The organism is Allobaculum fili (assembly GCF_020969955.1).
Taxonomy (GTDB): Bacteria; Bacillota_I; Bacilli_A; order Erysipelotrichales; family Erysipelotrichaceae; genus Allobaculum; species Allobaculum fili.
This window is the reverse complement of record NZ_JAHDSX010000007.1, coordinates 19,614-37,097: the sequence shown is the minus strand read 5'-3', so window position 1 is coordinate 37,097 and position 17,484 is coordinate 19,614. Positions and strand designations below refer to the sequence as shown.

Annotated in this window: 14 protein-coding genes; 3 read left to right on the top strand and 11 right to left on the bottom strand. The window is 49.4% G+C overall.

Going from position 1 to position 17,484, the window contains the following annotated elements; all coding sequences use genetic code 11:
* Positions 1–78: 78 nt before the first annotated feature.
* The 3 genes from Afil_RS02905 to Afil_RS02895 all read right to left on the bottom strand — a co-directional run bounded on the left by Afil_RS02905 (position 79) and on the right by Afil_RS02895 (position 3,770).
* Positions 79–1,065 (bottom strand): zinc dependent phospholipase C family protein, encoded by a 987-nt coding sequence (locus Afil_RS02905; protein WP_230267021.1) that lies wholly within the window; start codon positions 1,063–1,065, stop codon positions 79–81.
* Positions 1,053–2,603, bottom strand: coding sequence for a DUF2779 domain-containing protein (locus Afil_RS02900; protein ID WP_230267020.1), 1,551 nt, complete (start codon positions 2,601–2,603; stop codon positions 1,053–1,055). The genes Afil_RS02905 and Afil_RS02900 overlap by 13 nt, the downstream gene beginning before the upstream one ends.
* Before the next feature lie 213 nt (positions 2,604–2,816).
* A complete protein-coding gene (locus Afil_RS02895; protein WP_230267019.1) occupies positions 2,817–3,770 on the bottom strand; it encodes a helix-turn-helix transcriptional regulator in 954 nt (317 codons plus the stop codon).
* Positions 3,771–3,901: 131 nt separating this feature from the next.
* Here Afil_RS02895 and Afil_RS02890 point away from each other — a divergent pair, with 131 nt between their 5' ends.
* From Afil_RS02890 to Afil_RS02880, 3 genes are all read left to right on the top strand, one after another.
* Positions 3,902–4,087, top strand: coding sequence for a hypothetical protein (locus Afil_RS02890; protein WP_230267018.1), 186 nt, complete (start codon positions 3,902–3,904; stop codon positions 4,085–4,087).
* A 439-nt stretch (positions 4,088–4,526) separates the two neighbouring features.
* Positions 4,527–6,146, top strand: a complete 1,620-nt coding sequence (gene pyrG, locus Afil_RS02885; protein WP_230267017.1) for a CTP synthase — start codon at positions 4,527–4,529, stop codon at positions 6,144–6,146.
* Positions 6,147–6,641: 495 nt separating this feature from the next.
* The gene (locus Afil_RS02880) at positions 6,642–7,076 is read left to right on the top strand and encodes an FMN-binding protein (RefSeq protein WP_230267016.1); all 435 of its coding nucleotides are present in this window, start codon (positions 6,642–6,644) and stop codon (positions 7,074–7,076) included.
* A gap of 230 nt (positions 7,077–7,306) precedes the next feature.
* Here Afil_RS02880 and Afil_RS02875 read toward each other — a convergent pair whose 3' ends face one another.
* The 8 genes from Afil_RS02875 to Afil_RS02840 form a co-directional block, all read right to left on the bottom strand.
* Positions 7,307–8,608: an alpha-amylase family glycosyl hydrolase gene (locus Afil_RS02875; RefSeq protein WP_230267015.1), complete on the bottom strand. Its 1,302-nt coding sequence runs from the start codon at positions 8,606–8,608 to the stop codon at positions 7,307–7,309.
* 239 nt (positions 8,609–8,847) lie between these two features.
* Positions 8,848–9,324, bottom strand: coding sequence for a Cys-tRNA(Pro) deacylase (gene ybaK, locus Afil_RS02870; protein ID WP_230267014.1), 477 nt, complete (start codon positions 9,322–9,324; stop codon positions 8,848–8,850).
* The gene (locus Afil_RS02865) at positions 9,287–9,892 is read right to left on the bottom strand and encodes an ANTAR domain-containing protein (protein WP_230267013.1); all 606 of its coding nucleotides are present in this window, start codon (positions 9,890–9,892) and stop codon (positions 9,287–9,289) included. Before Afil_RS02865 ends, ybaK begins: the two co-directional genes overlap by 38 nt.
* A gap of 4 nt (positions 9,893–9,896) precedes the next feature.
* Positions 9,897–11,054 (bottom strand): glutamine synthetase family protein, encoded by a 1,158-nt coding sequence (locus Afil_RS02860; RefSeq protein ID WP_230267012.1) that lies wholly within the window; start codon positions 11,052–11,054, stop codon positions 9,897–9,899.
* A 332-nt stretch (positions 11,055–11,386) separates the two neighbouring features.
* Positions 11,387–11,620 (bottom strand): hypothetical protein, encoded by a 234-nt coding sequence (locus tag Afil_RS02855; protein ID WP_230267011.1) that lies wholly within the window; start codon positions 11,618–11,620, stop codon positions 11,387–11,389.
* Between the two features lie 764 nt (positions 11,621–12,384).
* Entirely contained in the window at positions 12,385–13,263 is an 879-nt protein-coding gene (locus Afil_RS02850) for a MurR/RpiR family transcriptional regulator (protein ID WP_230267010.1), read from the bottom strand.
* Between the two features lie 304 nt (positions 13,264–13,567).
* Positions 13,568–14,980 (bottom strand): glycoside hydrolase family 1 protein, encoded by a 1,413-nt coding sequence (locus tag Afil_RS02845; RefSeq protein WP_230267009.1) that lies wholly within the window; start codon positions 14,978–14,980, stop codon positions 13,568–13,570.
* Between the two features lie 165 nt (positions 14,981–15,145).
* Positions 15,146–17,047, bottom strand: coding sequence for a beta-glucoside-specific PTS transporter subunit IIABC (locus Afil_RS02840; RefSeq protein ID WP_230267008.1), 1,902 nt, complete (start codon positions 17,045–17,047; stop codon positions 15,146–15,148).
* Positions 17,048–17,484 lie beyond the last annotated feature (437 nt).

Sequence of the window (17,484 nt, the reverse complement as noted above, 5' to 3'; positions counted from 1 at the left end):
AGAGTCTTTCGGTTGAAATGGCGAAAAGCCGTAGCAATCGTATCGGCAAAGTACCCGGAAACGGCCTATACGTTCCCGTCAGATTTTCTGATCCAGATCGGCCAGTTCAAAATAGGTCGGAAGAAATCCAGGGGGCATATCCATTTCGTAGTTGCGATCGCCCAGAAAATCGAGGAACGCCTGTTCGTCTTCCGGGCTGCCTGGATGAGCCAGACAGGTTTCGAAAAGATCAATGGTCCGCAAAGCTTTCTGCAGCGCGGTTTCCATCAGATCAAAGACCGATGCCGTGGTCGCTTCTCCGGATACCGGATGGCGCCATGGACTGTGCAGCAGATTGCATATGTCGACATTGTCTTCGTAATGGGCCGGAATGGAAAAGCCGGTCATCAGAAACTCCAGACGCGTCATTTTTTCCAGCGGGCGCAGCAGCTTTTTCTTAAGATCTTTCGGATCCCGGAAATGGCGTTCAATGCGCCGCCAGTCTTTCAGTACCTCCAGAAAGCTCGAAGGCGCAACGTGTTCGCCATAAATTTCGGCAATCGCCGGAACGTAAATCCGCGCCATGGCGCGTGCGGTCTGCGGCGATGTGGAAAAGCATTCCTTCGAAAAGTCATAGTCGGCAATCGTGAGATTTTTCCGGTATTTGAGCATGGCCGCGTCCAGCATCGATTCAAACTGATGGTGGCGCCAGGAACTGTCGCCTTTGCAGTTGCCTGTTTTCGAATAAATCAGCGGATGCATCGTGGAATCGAGCGCCCAGTGGCAAAGATGGCCGCACACGTAGACGATCAGATCGTCCTGAATGTCCTTGTTTTTTTCGTTTTCAATCGAATGCAGCGCGCTTAAGTAAAAGTCATTGACGTGCTCGTTATGAAAGAGTCTGCCGTATTTGCGGATATCGGAAGGCTTGAGAATATCGTAAAAAGGATCGCTGTGATGAAAAAACAGAAAATCCGGTCCCTGGCTTCCTGTCAGAAACATCTTTCGCTTCGCGTTACACAAAGGATTGTTCAAGCGTTCGAGCACATCGTCCGCAAACAGGGCATGCGTAATCAGATTTGGCATTCTTCTTCCTCCAGTTTCTGTTTCAGGCCATCGGCCAGTTTCTTTTCGGCCAGCGTATCGAGCGAGCAGTATTCGCTGATATCTCTGGCCAGCTGCAGCTGCTGCAATCCGCGTTCATTTTGTGCCTGGCGGTATACGTTGACCGCCTGTACGCCGTTGGATACGTCCAGATCGTGATAGCTGACATCCTGGGCAAAGAGCGGCAGCAGCGTTTTCAGAGAACTGTGCGAACGCTGAGCAAGATTATAAAAGCAGCCGCTTTCAAAGGGCAGCGCAAGATCGATCATCCGCTCGCAGACCGATTCCAGCTGTTCTCGATACTCTGGAAACTGCTCGGCCAGCTGACGCAGACGCAGCTTTTCCGCGCCTTCCATATTGAAGACAAGAATGCTTCCCGTCTTTGGCAGATCGCGCAGCAGCGATCGAATAAACGCTTCCCGGCAGTCTCCCGTTTCAAAAAAGGCAGTATGGCTTAGCTTTCCCTCTCTGGTCTCGACATGCAAAGAATACTGAAAGCACAGCACATCAAACGGCCGCATGCCGGCATAGGGGGAGAGAACGTACGTGTCCCATTCAAAATCCAGATAGGAAAGCGGAAACGTCAGTTTGGAAAACCATTCTTCCACCCCGCCCGCATCCAGAAAATAGCCTTTTGGATTTCTGGCCGCCATGATCTGCGCGTACTGAAAAGGACTGCCCTCGACCGCTTCACCCGGAACCTGATCGAGCGTAACAATGCCTTTTTCCATCATCTGGCCGGCAGCAGCGCAGGAAGAAAGAAGTGCGACGGAATCATTTGGCAGCGTTCTCTTCTGATAGCACTCTTCATAAAAGGGACAGTGGGCGCTCGAACAAAGTTTGGTTTTGCGTACGGCGATTTCATCGAGTGAAAGATCAAGCGCCTGATCCAGCGCTTCTGCCGCCAGATTGAGAAACTTGCCGAAAGGTTCTTTCTGTTCGAGATCTCGAACCATTTCAATGGCTGTCGGCTTGCGAAATCCCCCGCGCGGTTTGCGCAGATGATCGTAGACGGTAAAAATCTCGTCCGCTTTTAAATCTGGATCGCTGATCAGATCGCTGCGCAGACAGATGAAGCGAATGGACGACACATCGATTCCATTGGCCGCCAGAACGGCACAGTCCGCGTACAGCCGATGCAGCATCGTATCTTTTGGGTTTGTTCCATACACGGGATACCAGACGATCCAGAGCGGCTTACCCTGTTCGATGGAGCCTTCCCGATCAAATTCCAGAACCGGAATCGTCGTGCAAATGCCCCGGCTTTCAAAGCGAAGATTTCGCGCCTTGTCGTGATGTCGCAAAATATCAAAGGAACGCTCGCTTGAATCTCCCTTTTGTCCACAGGGGAGCGGATCGTTTTCAAAAAGCTCTTCCAGGCGGCGGCGAAATTCGTGACCGTCGGGCAGTGCAAAATCATCGACTGCCCCATTCTGATGCCGTATTAAAACTACCTTGCGCAGACAGTTCAGGGCGCCTGCCGCTTCATTGGTGTGAATCATTCGTCGTTTCTCGCTCATAGGCACCATCTCCTCATTTCCTCTTGCCTGATGCGGATGGACTGGAATGAAAGCGAAGCATTCCGTCCTTGTCCAAACGTATGCGAACGGCGGGCGGTCTGGTCAGGCAAAAGGACCCTCTTCTGACTATCATACTCAAAAATAAATCAGGCGGATACACGTCCGCCTGATCGAGAAATAAACAGCAGTAAAAATTCAGCGGGAAAAGTTTGCTTAATCCCTGTAAAGATCCAGGATGGAAGCAAGCTTGTCCGTATATTCCTTAGCCAGCCATTTGGGGGCCAGCAAAATCACATCGTTTCCAAAACGGAACAGATTGCGTTCGATATGCGCCGGATCGTCGCAGAAGAAAGAATAGGTCACCCAGCCTTCGCGCTGTTCGCCGATTTTTGCAAAGCTCTGGCCCCAGCGAATTTCTTCAAAGAAGCGGCACTGTTCCTTGCGCACTTCAATCAGATAAATTTCCTTGTCGGCGCGTGTAAGGGCAGAAGTACCCAGATAATCCTTGAGCTTGAAATCTGCCTGCCGTTCGAATGTCGTATCGAGAAGTTCGAGCTTTAAAAGGCGCGCCGGCGAAATCCGAAACGTTCGGACAGCCTGACGATAATGGTCAAAGCCGACAAAGTACCAGTTGCCGTCCGAGCAGACGACATCGTACGGATCAACGACACGACGGATGGGATCCTTGCTTTCGCGGGAATGGTACAGAATCGAGATCTGCTGGCGACGGAACACCGCTTTGCGGATCCGGCTTAAATCGTCCTTTGCGGATTCAGAGAAATCGTTAATCCGGCTCGGGGTAAAGTAAATCGGCTTTTCCGGATCGCTGACCGGGTTGGACGCGATAATTTCATCAAGCAGTTCCGCACCCTTGGCCGCATACGGCTGATTGGGCGTGGACAGCAGACTGTCTCGGATCGTGGTCAGAATATCGATCGATTCATCGTTATATAAAGGCAGAGGCAGGACGGCTCCGCCTTCAAGCTCATAGCCGCCTCCGGCACCGCGTACCGTTTTAATGGTATAGCCGGCTTGTTCCAGTTCTTTCTTGTATTCACGAATGTTTCTTGGATTGGTCTCGAGAAGCTCTGCAAGTTCAGAGGTACAGACCGTCTGTCGGCTTTTCAAGATCATAAGCATTCGGATGCAGCGGGCAGTTCGGTTCATTCTGTTTCCTCCTCATTCTGTTTTTCCAAAGTTGCATCAGCCGCGCACCTTGGCGGCTGGCTTTGTCTGGCGTTCAGAATCTTGTGTTCTGAATTCCGTATTTTACACGTTTGATCGCAGGTGTCGACTCTATGGCTTTTTTCTGTGCATCTCATTTTGCTCAAATCCATGAAATGATCCTTAAAGAAGAACAGAACACTCAAAACGGTTTTCTTTTCAAACGTTCTTCTTTTTGCATATTCGTCAAAAAAGCGAAAGAAGAACGTCAGGTTTTCAGCGAAAATCCGTTTAAAAAAACGCCTGGATCCGACAGGTAAGCATACCGTCCGAAAAGCAGATTCGTAAACTTTTTCCAAAAAAGAAACTGCTTTTCACTTAATTTCAGTATATCGAACTCCTTAGGATTTCAACTAGTTTCCGAACGAATTTTCGCGTTCTTTTTACGCAAGTTAACAAATTTCTTCTTTTTAAAGTGCGTAAAAAGTAACATCTTCGTCAAGTTGTCCATACATAACACGCATAAGCAAAAGATAGGACTAGACTTTGTGTATAATACGTGCACAAATAGTGACAACAAAAGCATTTACAGGATTCACAGAATATATGGCTGTTTTAAGCGATTATGTAAGGGCTTGATGAGGTTTGGAAACCCGCTCATTTTTCTCTCATTTTGCTTTTTCGGGTTCCGCCAATTCTTCTGTTATTTTCAAGGCGTAAAATTGGCAGGTAATTATTTTTTTGCAGGAGGATCTGCCTATGAAATACATTTTCGTTACCGGGGGCGTCGTATCCGGGCTTGGCAAAGGCATCAGCGCTGCCTCGATCGGACGCCTTCTTAAAGCACGCGGCTACAAGGTCACGGCGCAGAAACTGGATCCTTATATTAATGTGGACCCGGGCACGATGTCGCCGTTCCAGCATGGCGAAGTGTTCGTCACCGACGACGGCCTCGAAGCCGACCTCGATCTCGGGCATTATGAACGCTTTATCGATGAAAACCTTCACCAGTACTCCAATCTGACGACTGGAAAAGTGTACTGGAATGTGCTTAACAAAGAGCGCGAAGGCAAATACCTCGGACAGACGGTTCAGGTCATTCCGCACATTACCGACGAAATCAAAAACTTCGTCATGCAGGCGGGACGTTATGCGGATGCCGATGTCATCATTACCGAAATCGGCGGTACGATCGGCGACATTGAATCCCAGCCGTTTCTCGAATCGATTCGACAGGTCGCAGCCGAAGCCGGACGAAACAACTGTCTGTTCGTTCACGTCACCTACATTCCCTATATTTCGGGAAGCAAGGAATTCAAGTCCAAGCCGACCCAGCATTCTGTCAAGGAACTGATGAGCTTTGGCATTCACCCCGATCTCATCATTGCCCGTTGCGATGAATCGATTCCCTCTTCGGTTCTAGACAAGATTTCCCTTTTCTGCAACGTCGAACCCGAGTCGGTCTTCGAAAACCGCACGCTCGATTCTCTGTATGAAGTGCCATTGATGCTGGAAGAGCAGCATATTGCAGACGTCATCTGCAAAAAGCTCGGTCTCGAAAACCGAACGCCGGATCTGGAAAACTGGAAAGCCATGGTCGATTCCATTCACAAAGCCGATCAGGAAGTCACGATCGGTCTTGTCGGGAAATACGTCGCCCTGCATGACGCGTATCTTTCTGTTGCGGAAGCGCTCCATCACGGCGCCTTCAAAAACGGAGTCCGCCTGAACATCAAATGGATCGATTCCGAACATCTCGACAATTTTGACGAAGTTTTCTCGGATGTCGACGGCATTATCGTTCCCGGCGGCTTTGGCGGCCGCGGCATTGAAGGCATGATTGCTGCGGCGGGCTATGCCAGAGAGCATAAGATTCCTTACCTGGGCATTTGTCTGGGCATGCAGATCGCAGCCATTTCCTTTGCCCGGGACGTCCTCGGACTCGAGCAGGCGAATTCCTTTGAATTTGATGAAAACACGCCCGATGCGATTATCGATTTCATGGCCGATCAGTCCAATGACATTCGCAAAGGCGGAACGATGCGGCTTGGCGCCTATCCGTGCTACATCCATGACGGTACCCGCCTGCATGATCTGTATCAGGCGGACCGTACGAGCGAAAGACACCGTCATCGCTATGAATTCAACAATCTCTACCGCAGCCGCTTTGAAGAAAACAAAATGACGATCGCCGGAACGAGTCCGGACAATTCTCTGGTAGAAGCCATCGAGTATACCGATCATCCATTTTATATCGGCGTGCAGTACCATCCCGAATTCAAATCCCGCCCTACCCGCGTACATCCGCTCTTTGACGGACTGATTCAGGCCGCTGTGAAAAACGCCAGAATGAAATCCGAAGAGCAGGAACAGGAGTAGGAACAGGGGTAAGAGCAAGCGTAAGAATAATTGTAATTTCAGCCGTCTTTGTGACGGCTTTTTCTCTGTCTTCCAATAGGATCCAGAAAGCCCCTCCGTATGTCCGGTATTCGATGACGCTGTAAACGCATGTGATTTTCAGGCCAGTCCGCATCGTATACAGAATGTACCCGCAGGGTGAATCCAGACGGACGCCGCTTTTTGCCGTCACTGCCGGAACACTCGCATACCGTATGCAAAGTGAGGTTGATTTTCGCGAATTTCTTTGCATTTCCTGTTCAAAACGTTACTTTTCCGGTCACGGTTCTTGTTTTTTTCGCCGGATGAACATTATGGTGATAAAATTAAATTCATTTTTTACGAATCAATTTGTTCGCCTTTTTCATTTCATTTGTTATAATCACGATTGAATTCCGGCAGATGATGTCCTTTTTGGGCAATCGTTTGTGAAAAATCGGATTAACGACGGCTGTATGCCGTCTGGAGGACAGACAAATGAACAAAAAAGCATTTGCGGCTCTCACCGCTGCGACTCTCCTTTTCGCAGGCTGCACATCTGGAAGTGCAAACAGCTCCAGCGCAGCCGGTGAAACCAGCAACACCGCTTACGTAGACCACGACGGTCAGGACGTATCCGCAACCGTTACGAAGAAAGACGGAAAAATCACGGGCGTAACCATCGACGAAACCACCGAAGATGGAAAAACAAAAAAAGAACTCGGTGCCGAGTACGGCATGAAGAGTGCTTCCGGCATCGGCAAGGAATGGAACGAACAGGTTGAATTCCTTGAAAAATACATCGTTGAAAACGGACCAGAAGCCGTTAAACTCGATGCAGACGGCTACGCAGAAGACGAAGACGTGAAGAGCGGATGCACCATTAACCTTTCCGCCATCATGGAAGCCGTTGACGAAGCAGCAGCGAAGTAATTCACTCAAATGCCTGCGCGCAAACTTTTGCGCCGTCAAAAATACGCATAGGAAGTAAAGGCATAGCCACCATACTCGAAAGACTTGGGGAAGTTCTGTTCGGGTTTAGCGTGTGCCTGAACTTTTAAACCATGCATAAACGAAAGCCTCATGACCGATCGCATGTCATGAGGCTTTTTTGCGGATTCAAATAGTATTTCGGTCGGGTTTCCTTCTCGCTTTTCGGGAAGTTAAAACCCAAGAATCTTAAAGGAATTGGGTTCGACATGAACCGATCCCTGAATGTCTTCGCTCTCGTCATTCATCAGGTTCGTCATGCGCTGATGGGCTGGAACCGGGATATCGACCGGTTCATCGAGCAGATTGACGGCGGTCCATACGGATTTCCCATCGAGGGAGCGCTGGAACAAGCACCAGGGATTGTTAATCGCGATCTGGGTGTAGTCGCCATACACGAGTTCCGGATGCTCAAGACGGATTTTCGCCAGACGGGCGATCTGATCCGTCAGTTCATTCCATTGAGGAACTTTAACTTCCTTGCGCAGTTCCGTATCGTTCTGGTTTTTGCGGCCTTCCATTCCCCACTCGCTGCCGTAGTAAACAGCCGGAATGCCCGGCATCGTAAAGAGCATCGCATAAATCGCTGGCAGCTGCTTTTTGTTTTCGAGCTGGGAAGCGATTCGGTTGACGTCATGATTATCGACAAAGGAGAGCAGATGCCTGCCGGTATAGAGACACCACGGTTCCTTGCCAAACTGGCGTTTGAAGGAATAGAGAATCTCGTAAAAGTTTTTCGAGTTGAACGAGGAATACAGTCCTTTGTAGCATTCGTAGTTCGTACACGAATCGAGCATCTCGCTGTTTACCCAGGTGTTGTAATCGCCATGGAGCGTTTCGCCAAGCAGGAAAAACTCCGGATTGCGGCTTTTGACATGATGATGAAGCGTACGCAGGAAATCCGGATCCAGGCAATAGGCGACATCGAGACGAAGACCGTCTACGCCAAACGTGTCGATCCAGAAATCGACGACGGAAAGAAGCTCCGAAACGACTTCCGGATTTTTCAGGTTGAGCTTGACGAGCGCGTCATACCCTTCCCAGTTCTGGTACCAGAGATGATCGTCATAGGAATTGTTGCCGTTGAAATCGATGAGAAACCAGTCTTTGTAACGCGAATTTTCCCGGTTTTTCAAAACGTCCTGGAACGGCGGATATTCCCTTCCTGCATGATTGAATACTGCGTCAAACAAAACCGAAATGCCGTTTTCATGATAACGGTCGACCAGATGCTTCAGGTCTTTCTCGTCCCCGAGCCGGGAGTCGACTTTGCGATAATCCGTGGTGTCGTAACCGTGGCTGACGGATTCAAACAGCGGATTGAACAGAACCATGTTCATGTTCAGCTTTTTGAGATGATCCGTCCACGTTTCAAAGCGGCCAAGCCGGTGCGTCAGCTGGCGGTCGTTTTCAAATGGAGCACCGGCAGCGCCAAGCGGATAAATCTGATAAATGTTGCTGGAAAATGCTTTCATACATAAAACATCCTTTCTCTGAAAGTGTATCCGCTCAAACCCGTACTTTCCAATCCCAGACAATCATTTGGAAAGCAATTCAAACAAAAAATACAAATTGATTTATCAACAATCCGCAGTACAGTCTTCCTATATCCAAACCAAGAAAAATCCGGTCCAAAACAAAGAAAAATCCGGATCTTTCTCTTTCGGGAGAAGCCGGATGTATGTTTCTGTTTTTCAGCTGCCTGCGGGCAAAGCTAGTCTTCGCAAAGATCTGCCGGTTTAACCTGGAAGGTTTCGATCAGATCGTTCGGATTGATTTCAATCTGCACGCCGATCTGACCGCCGGAAAAGAAAATCGGATCGTGAGAGAGGGCGCTCTGATCAATAAACGTTGCAAACTTCTTTTTCATGCCAAGCGGCGAACAGCCGCCATGTACATAGCCGGTCAGCGGAAACAGTTCCTTTTGCGCGATCATTTCAATCTTCTTGGTTCCCACCGCTCTGGCGGCTTTTTTCAGGGAAAGATGGGCGTTTGCCGGCAGCATGAACACGTAATGTTCTTTATCGTGTCCGACGGTAACGAGCGTTTTGAACACCTGCTCTTCGGTTGTATTTAGCAGATGGGCTACCGTCTGTGCATCCGCAGCTTCGGAAAGCTTTAAATCATGCGGAACATAGTCAATTTTATGCGTATCAAGCTGACGTATCGCGTTTGTCTTTTTTACTTTCACTGGAAATTCGCTCCAATCTGGCAAGGATCTGCCTTGCGGCGGCCACTTTGGTCATCGAATGATCCATCGCCGTTTTCAAAATGTACTGGTGGGCTTTCTCTTCCGACCAGCGGCACTTCAAAGCCAGTTCGATTTTGACCTGACTGATGAATTTTTCATCCTGTGCCTTCTTTTTCTCCCGCATCAGCGACTGGGAAAGACGTCTTGCCTCATCAATGGACTTGCGCAAATACGCAAGAACCTGAACCAGAATGGTCCGCGCCGTATTGACGGGCAGAACCAGAATCGGGACGCTTCGCATCTGATAAGACAGCGTATCGACCAGCTCGGGTGAGCAGAGGATCAGACCGGAAATCTGATGCAGCGCGCAAAGTTCCAGAACAAGAGAAGAAATCGCAGACTGGCGTCTTTCCACTTTCACTGCGATCAGATCGACCGATGAGGAAGCCAGATAGCGTCTGGCGCTGCTGCTGTCCATGCGCAAAACGGCATTCCAGCCGCAGTTTCGCAGCAGGTCTTCACTGAGCTGCGGCAGCTCATCGAGGATGAGCAGAGTTCTCACGGACACAGCATTACCCTCTGGTTTTATACGCCTGAATTACGGCCGGATCGATATAGTGCTCAACAAATGCGGACTGATCCGCCAGAATCTGCGCTTCCAGGCGGCTTGCGGCGACTTTCTGGATGGGAACGTCTTCAATTTTGAGATTTTGCCGCAGGCCTTCCATACCCGCAAACAGCACAAGAGCAAAGGTCAGATACGGATTGGCCTGCGCATCGGGAAGGCGGACTTCCAGCACGTCATGCGATAGCGGCGGAATGCGGACCATGACGTTGCGAATTCGATCCGAAAAATTAAAGCGCTTAGGTGCCGTCGCATACGCCAGACGCGTATACGATTCGGCAGAAGGGCAGAGAAAAAGCTGAACGTCCGGCAAATAGCGCAGCAGTCCGGCGATAAAGGCGCCCTGTTTATACAGACTGTCCCCGAGAAAACGGATCTGCACGTGCATCGCACTTCCCGGCTGATTTTGGAGCGGGTTTGGCGAAAAATCGGCATAGAGACCATTGGAATTGGCAGTCGTACGGACAATCCACTTAAACAGAGACGCTTCATCGGCAGCATCGAGCGGTTCTGAAAAATGAAAGTCGATCTCATTTTGTCCCGGACCGAGCTGATGGAACGATTTATGCGGATCCAGCCCCATTTCTTCAAGCAGCAGACAGATCTCACGGCGGATATTTTCCCCGCCATCTAAGGGCGCCACATCCATATAGCTTCCCTCATCAAAAGGAATCTTCGTTCGCTTTCCCTTTTCGTCGCGTTCAAAAAGATAAAACTCAAATTTGGAGGCCATGAGCAGATCCAGATCGAGAGCATGCGCCTGATCGAGGGCATTTTTCAGCAGGGTGCGCGGATCCGGTTTATATTTGCGGCCGTCAATATGATACAGATCGCAGACCATATGAATCACGCCGTTTTCCATGGAACGCCAGGGCAGAAGAATCATCGTCGAGGCGTCCGGCTTAATGACCAGATCTTCCCCGTTTGTGCTGTTTCCAAAAACCTGCAATCCGTCGATCGTAATTCCCTTCTCAAACGCCTTTTTCAGCTGTACAGGCATGATCGAGACATTTCTCTGTACCCCAAATAAATCGTAGTAGGCCAGGCGGATGAATTTTACGCCTTCCTCTTCCACATACTGCAAGACATCATTCTGACTGAACATAAAGATTCCTTCCTGTTCGGTATGAACCGGCTGAACGATTCAAATTCTCATTTTGTATCGAAAATCCGCTTTTTGGCGCTCGAAGCAGGAGCCGATTTCAACAGGCGGATTTGTTTTTTTATACGCTCTTTCAAGTATAGACAGTCGGCGCAGAGATTATCAAAGCTTTCTGTACAGTTCAAAAACTCACCATCCAGAGGGCGGTTTATTTCTGAACTTGAAATCGATTTCCTGCATTATTCCCCTGTGCGAATTTGGAAGCAAATAAAAAAAGATGGCCAAATTCTTTTCCAAACGGACCATCCAGTCGAACCGGAACTTTACCTGGACGGCTAAATCTGTGGGCTCTTTGCAGCGCCTTCGGAATGTTCCAGCCGCTTCTGGTAATTCTGGATAATCTTTTCCAGCGTAATTTTCTTCATTTCCTTTTCAAACTGCTGCTGAAATTCGTCAAAGCTGTCCTGCAGAGCCAGACAGAAAGGAACAGAAAGAATGACTTCTTTTTCCGCAGTGAGCGACTGGCAGAAAGCGGCCGACTGGATCCGGCAGGCGTACGGTCTTGTCATCTATGCAGCCAACGGCTTTTCCATGAGTGAAAACCTTGCGATCCTCCGTCCTTCTGGCTGGTTCAGTGAAAATTTTGCCGACTTTATTCAGAAATACGGCTTTCAGACTCCTTTGCAGGGCTTGAACTATCCTTTCCCAAGTCCAGCGAGTTTAATGCGTTTTATACCCGGCTGCTCAAAGGCATTCACTACGAGAAGCCAGTCTCTCCGATTCTGCCTACGCTTCGACAAATTACACAGAATCGGCCAGACTATATCCTGACCACAAACGTGGAAGACCGCTTTGCGCAGGCAGGATATCCTGAAAATGGAATCTTTTATCTCGAAGGCCGCTTTACCCATCGAGCAAATCTTGAATACATACCAGAAGAAGATCTGTCCTCCATCCATTCTCCTATGGATCTGGAAACTGCTTTTTAAGACCGCTCACCGCCCAGATGCCGTGTGGTTATCCGCAAAGCTGTCTGATCGAGATGAATCATCAAAAAATGTTGTCAGCCCCTGTTTCCTCTGTTCGAGAGCTCGATATGACCGGCAATTTGCAGGAAAATCTTGAACTTCTTCAAAATGAACTGCAACGATAAACATCGCTTTTTCAAATACAGACCAAACCGGAAGCCTTCATCACCGGGAAAGAAGGACTTCCGGTTTATTTCAGGCAGTATTCGATTATGAGCTGCATCGGCAGGTGCCATCGTTTTTTAAGGCAAGCCGCCGAACCCGCTTTCCTGACTGCTTCGTCAGCATAAGTCAGACTATTTTCTTTATTCGGGCAGTCGACTGTTTCTACGGATATCTTCAAGCTGTCTTGCGGTCTGAATCTTGTTTCGATCGTTCTTTTCATAGTGTCTGGCAAAGAAGCCGGCATAAAGAACGTTCAGCAGATAGGATACGGACTGCTCGCTCGCAAATGTTGCAATCTTGGTATAGAGATGTTCATCATCTGGAATGGTCAGAACGTTTGTGAAATTTTCGCGAAGATAATTATTTCCCGCGCTGGTCAGAACGGCGGTGGGAATTCGGGCGTCCTTAAGATACGGAACGATCGTCATCGGTTCCGCATCGGAATTGTTTCCGGCGTAGGAAATGAGAATGGCCATATCCAGACTGGACAGCGTTCTGGCGGTAATGCCCATTTCCCTGGGGGTACATACTTGCACGGGTTTCTGCATCGTCATCATTTTTCTGGCAAAAAGATACGCACTGTACGTATGGGGTGAGATACTGAAAACCGCAATCCGTCTTGCCCGCTCCATTAAGGAGACAATCCGGCTGACCATGTTCAGATCCAGCGTTTCCCGGGTATCTTCGATGGTCTGAATCATCGTTCTGGCCAGCGCATCCGTGATGGAGTTCAAATCCGAATCCGCCTGAAACGGATAGTTGACATCGACCCGTTCAGGATGGACCTGGGCCGTGTACAGCTCGGCGACCACGTCGTCTCGAAAATCGCGCCAGCCCGCATAGCCAAAGCTCTGCGCAAAGCGGACTACGGTCGGTTTGGAGACAAAGGCAAACTCGGCTATGTTTTCCAGAGAAAGCTCATGAAAATCGGTTCGATGTTCAAGAATGACCGATGCAATGCATCGCCTCGTATTAGAATACTTCAGAGCAGCTTCTTCAATTTGCTGGATGAGTTTCATGCTGTCCTCCCGCCTGCCTCTGCAGGGGATGTATTTTCATCTTAACAAGTCAGAAAATTGAATAAAACCTCTTACGGTCCATTTGGTTCCTTTCTCCTGCTCGTGCAAAAAGATCATCCGATTCTAGTGGAAAGCTGCTTTTCCCTTTTTCTATCTCCAGTTTTCTATCTCCAGATTCCGTTGTTGAAAAAAGAGCAGGAAGACATATTCCAGAGAAATGGCTCTTCCCGCTCTTTTCGATTAATCTTATAACCTTTGCCTTTGATCTTTCGTTTTTCTGATTCAGATATCTGCTGGTTTACAGTCACTTGGACTGGATCAGGCTTTCTCCGTTGGTCTGAATGACATCCCGGTACCAGTAAAAGCTGTCCTTTGGAATTCGTTTCATATCCTTGAGATCTTTTTCATCCCGATTGATATAGACGAAACCGTAACGTTTCTGATAGCCCTGGTGGGTGCTGACCAGATCCATAAACGACCAGGGGCAATAGCCCATCAGCTCAACGCCATCCTGAATGGCCAGAGCAGCCTGTTTTAGATGCTTTGCATAATAGTCGATTCGATAGCTGTCGTGAACATGGCCGTCATCTTCCAGAAGGTCTCGGGCACCCATACCGTTTTCCGTAATCAGCAGCGGCATGTGGGCATGGGCATAGAGGCGGCGCAGCGTCGTACGAAGACCGACGGGATCAATTTTCCAGCCAAATTCGGTCGATGGAAGGCATTCGTTTTCTTCTGCACGGTAAACGCCTTCTTCCCCGACCATCACCTGCTGATCGCCGTTTCGCGGCTGGCGGTCATGTCCGTCATTTTTTGGTGCGCTGACGGTAGCGGTCGCGTAGTAGTTCACGCCCATGAAATCCGGTCTGGCTTCGCGAAGAAGCTCCATATCCCCTTCCTGAATTTCCGGCTGCCAGCCATGGTCTTTGAGATACTCCCAGGCCAGCGAATTGTACCGTCCGTGTGCATACATATCGATGTACAGCCAGTTGCGCAGCGTTTCCCAGTTATCCGCCGCAATGGAATCTTCAGGGGCACACGTCTTGGGATAGACGGCAATGATATTCGGGGCAGCTCCGATGTGGGCTTCCGGATCGATCGTTCGCAGTCTCTGAATGGCTCTTGCTGAAGCCAGAAACATGTGATGGTTTTGCTGGTAAAGCTCTTTCTGACTCGGTACACCGCGGGGATTCATCGCGCTTGGATGCAAAATCATGACATTCTGCTCGTTGATCGTCAGCCAGTCCTTAATCTGATTCTGGAATTCCTGAAACAGCAGGGCCGCATACGCTTCGAAGGCATCGATCGTCTCCCGATTGGACCAGCCGCCGTTTTCGTCAAGCGCCAGAGGTAGATCGAAATGATACAGTGTGGCGATCGGGCGAATGCCGGCAGCGCAGAGTGCGTCGACGAGTTTGTGGTAAAAATTCAGACCTTCCTGGTTGATCTTCCCTTTTCCTTCGGGGAAAATCCGGCTCCAGGAAAAGGAGAAGCGATAGGCTTTCAGCCCCATCTCCTTCATCAGCGCCACGTCCTCCAGGAAGCGATGGTAATGATCGCTGGCTACGGAGAAATCGGACGTTTCTGCCGGATGGTGAAGATCCTGTACCGACAGACCTTTTCCGTCTTCGGCTGCAGCGCCTTCTACCTGATAGGCGGAGGTGGAAGCGCCCCAGAGAAAATCTTCGGGGAACGCAGGTTTTTCATGATAGAACATATGGATTTCCTTTCTGGATCGATCGGGTTAAACCGATTTGCACGTATAGAGAATTCCATTGGGAAGACAAATTGAATTCTGATTTTCTTCCCAACGGAATCAAGAGTCTTTTGATTTTGAATTCATTCCGTCGATTTCTGACAGGATGAAGCACCTTGCAGCCCGTTATCTATTCGTAAACGCAAGGTTTTCTACAACTTCTACGTCTTCAAATTCGGGGGTATTTGTGACGATAACCATCGTCTGGGTTGGATAGCCGGCTTTTGCGATCGCGTCTTTATCAAATTTCAGAAGGGTCTGTCCCTTTTGGACGCGCTCACCCTGTTTTGCGAGAGCGGTAAAATGTTCGCCGTTCAGTTCCACGGTGTTAATGCCGACATGAATCAGAACTTCAATCCCGTCGTCGCTCATAAGGCCGATGGCATGGGCGGTCGGGAAAAATACCGAGATTATTCCGTCAAACGGAGCTTCAACAATTCCCTTATCTGGCTCAATCACTGCGCCTTTCCCAAGAAGGCCTTCAGAGAACGCTTCGTCTTTTGCTGTACTTAACGGTGCGATCGTTCCTGGCGTGCAGGCTTCAACGATGGCTTTGGATGGTTTTGCGGCTTTGGGAGCCATTTCAATTTCTTTTGAACTCGTTTTGGAAGCAGACGTTTCTTTGCGGTCTTCTTTTTCGGAAGAAGCTTTTGCGTTTTTCTTTTCAAAGCGGATGGCCAGAATCCAGGTCAGGATGGCTGAGGAAACGCATGCGATAACAATTGCGATCAGAATGTTGTAAAAGAACATCATGGTATTGTCGCCGATATACAGCAGGACGGCGGACAGACCGCTCGATCCGGTTGCGAAGCGGTGGGTATGGGTAAGGCCGGCATACAGTCCTCCAAGCGCACCGCCGATCATGCTGGCGTAGAGAGGATATTTCTTTGGAAGGTTTACGCCGTATAAGAGCGGTTCGGTAATGCCCATGTAGGCAGTAATCGTACCGGCTGTGGCAATCTGTTTTTCCTTGCGTTTTTTTTCACGGAAGGCAACGACTGCACCGGCGGACGCCTGCGCCATATTGGAGCAGACGCAGCCGGGACCGAAAATGGAATCGTAGCCAAGCGTACCCATCTGCATGATACCGAGCGGTGCGATGCCATTGTGAATACCAAACATGACCATGACAGGAAGCAGACCGCCAACGAGAACGGCGGGTGCCCAGGCTGCATTTTCCGCAAGGTAGTTGAAGATCACGCCAAGCCAGGAACCAACAATGTTTCCAAGCGGTCCAATGATAGAGAGCGCCAACGTGCCCATGATGATCATCGTGAGCATCGGAACGAAGATCAGATTGACCGATTTTGGCATGATCCGATTCAGCCATTTTTCAACATACTTCTGAACAAGAATGATCAGAATGATGGGAACGACGCTGTTCGCGTAATTGACCAGCTGGAACGGAATGACTTCAAACAGACTGACCGGCACTCCGGCAGAGACCAGTCCGGTCCAGGTCGGATGCATGAGAATGAGCGCGGTTACGCACGCCAGAATCGGATTGCACTTCAGTTTCTGAGCTTCCGTAAACGCCACCAGAACCGGCAGGAAATAAAACGCGGAATCGGCGAACATGTTAAGCAGAATGTACGTCTGCGAATCGTTTGTAATGAAATGGAACACGGTGAGCAGAGCCAGAACGGCTTTGATCATACCGGCACCGGATAAAGCGGGAATAATGGGCTGGAATACGGAGGAGACGAAGTCGATGACCGTATTCATCGCCCCCTTCTTCTCTTCTTTTTTTCCTTCGTCCTTCCCGGAAGCTGAAGACAGATCCGCAAGCTTTTCTACCTCTTCAAAAACGTCCGCGACATGTGTCCCGATAACGACCTGATACACGCCGGCATTTCGAATGACCCCGGCTACGCCGTCCATGTTTTTAATGGCTTCATCATCCGCAAGCTGTTCATCCGCCAGACTAAAGCGAATACGGGTCTGGCAGTGATATGCGGACTGGATATTTTTCTGGCCGCCAACCTTTTCAATAATGTCTGCGGCAAGCTGCTCGTACTTTTTCGACATATCTTTCTCCCTGTTTTCAAAATGAATCGAGATGATCGGGCCCTGGTTTTCTCTTTTTCCCTGTTGCACTTGAAAGATACCATCCCTAAATTCTTTTCGATACCGCTTTCAGACCGATTGAAATGCCGTTTCACAATCACGGAGGTTTCTTTCCATTGGGATGAAATCCGCTGAAACGAACGGGCCAAAACCGGCCAGAATGGCTGGAAGCCGCATAAATTCGCTGAACTGTCTCCTGTCGTGTAATCCGCCAGACAGCCGAAAAATGGTCTGAGCCGGCCTTTGTGGATTTGCGTTGATCTGCATTGCTCTGGATCGGACGGCAGAAAAATGCCTTTTGTCCTTTTGCTGCCGCCATCCCGTTCCTCACGTTTCCCGTTTTCAGGCGATGGAACGAGAACTCTTGAAAGCAGGCTTTCGTTTTCAGAAAATTGGGA

Bases quoted from the DNA above. Each gene is read 5' to 3' on its own strand.
- Afil_RS02905 (WP_230267021.1), bottom strand. From the start codon at position 1,065: ATGCCAAATCTGATTACGCATGCCCTGTTTGCGGACGATGTGCTCGAA.
- Afil_RS02900 (WP_230267020.1), bottom strand. From the start codon at position 2,603: ATGAGCGAGAAACGACGAATGATTCACACCAATGAAGCGGCAGGCGCC.
- Afil_RS02895 (WP_230267019.1), bottom strand. From the start codon at position 3,770: ATGAACCGAACTGCCCGCTGCATCCGAATGCTTATGATCTTGAAAAGC.
- Afil_RS02890 (WP_230267018.1), top strand. From the start codon at position 3,902: ATGGCTTTTTTCTGTGCATCTCATTTTGCTCAAATCCATGAAATGATC.
- pyrG (WP_230267017.1), top strand. From the start codon at position 4,527: ATGAAATACATTTTCGTTACCGGGGGCGTCGTATCCGGGCTTGGCAAA.
- Afil_RS02880 (WP_230267016.1), top strand. From the start codon at position 6,642: ATGAACAAAAAAGCATTTGCGGCTCTCACCGCTGCGACTCTCCTTTTC.
- Afil_RS02875 (WP_230267015.1), bottom strand. From the start codon at position 8,608: ATGAAAGCATTTTCCAGCAACATTTATCAGATTTATCCGCTTGGCGCT.
- Afil_RS02860 (WP_230267012.1), bottom strand. From the start codon at position 11,054: ATGTTCAGTCAGAATGATGTCTTGCAGTATGTGGAAGAGGAAGGCGTA.
- Afil_RS02855 (WP_230267011.1), bottom strand. From the start codon at position 11,620: ATGACAAGACCGTACGCCTGCCGGATCCAGTCGGCCGCTTTCTGCCAG.
- Afil_RS02850 (WP_230267010.1), bottom strand. From the start codon at position 13,263: ATGAAACTCATCCAGCAAATTGAAGAAGCTGCTCTGAAGTATTCTAAT.
- Afil_RS02845 (WP_230267009.1), bottom strand. From the start codon at position 14,980: ATGTTCTATCATGAAAAACCTGCGTTCCCCGAAGATTTTCTCTGGGGC.
- Afil_RS02840 (WP_230267008.1), bottom strand. From the start codon at position 17,047: ATGTCGAAAAAGTACGAGCAGCTTGCCGCAGACATTATTGAAAAGGTT.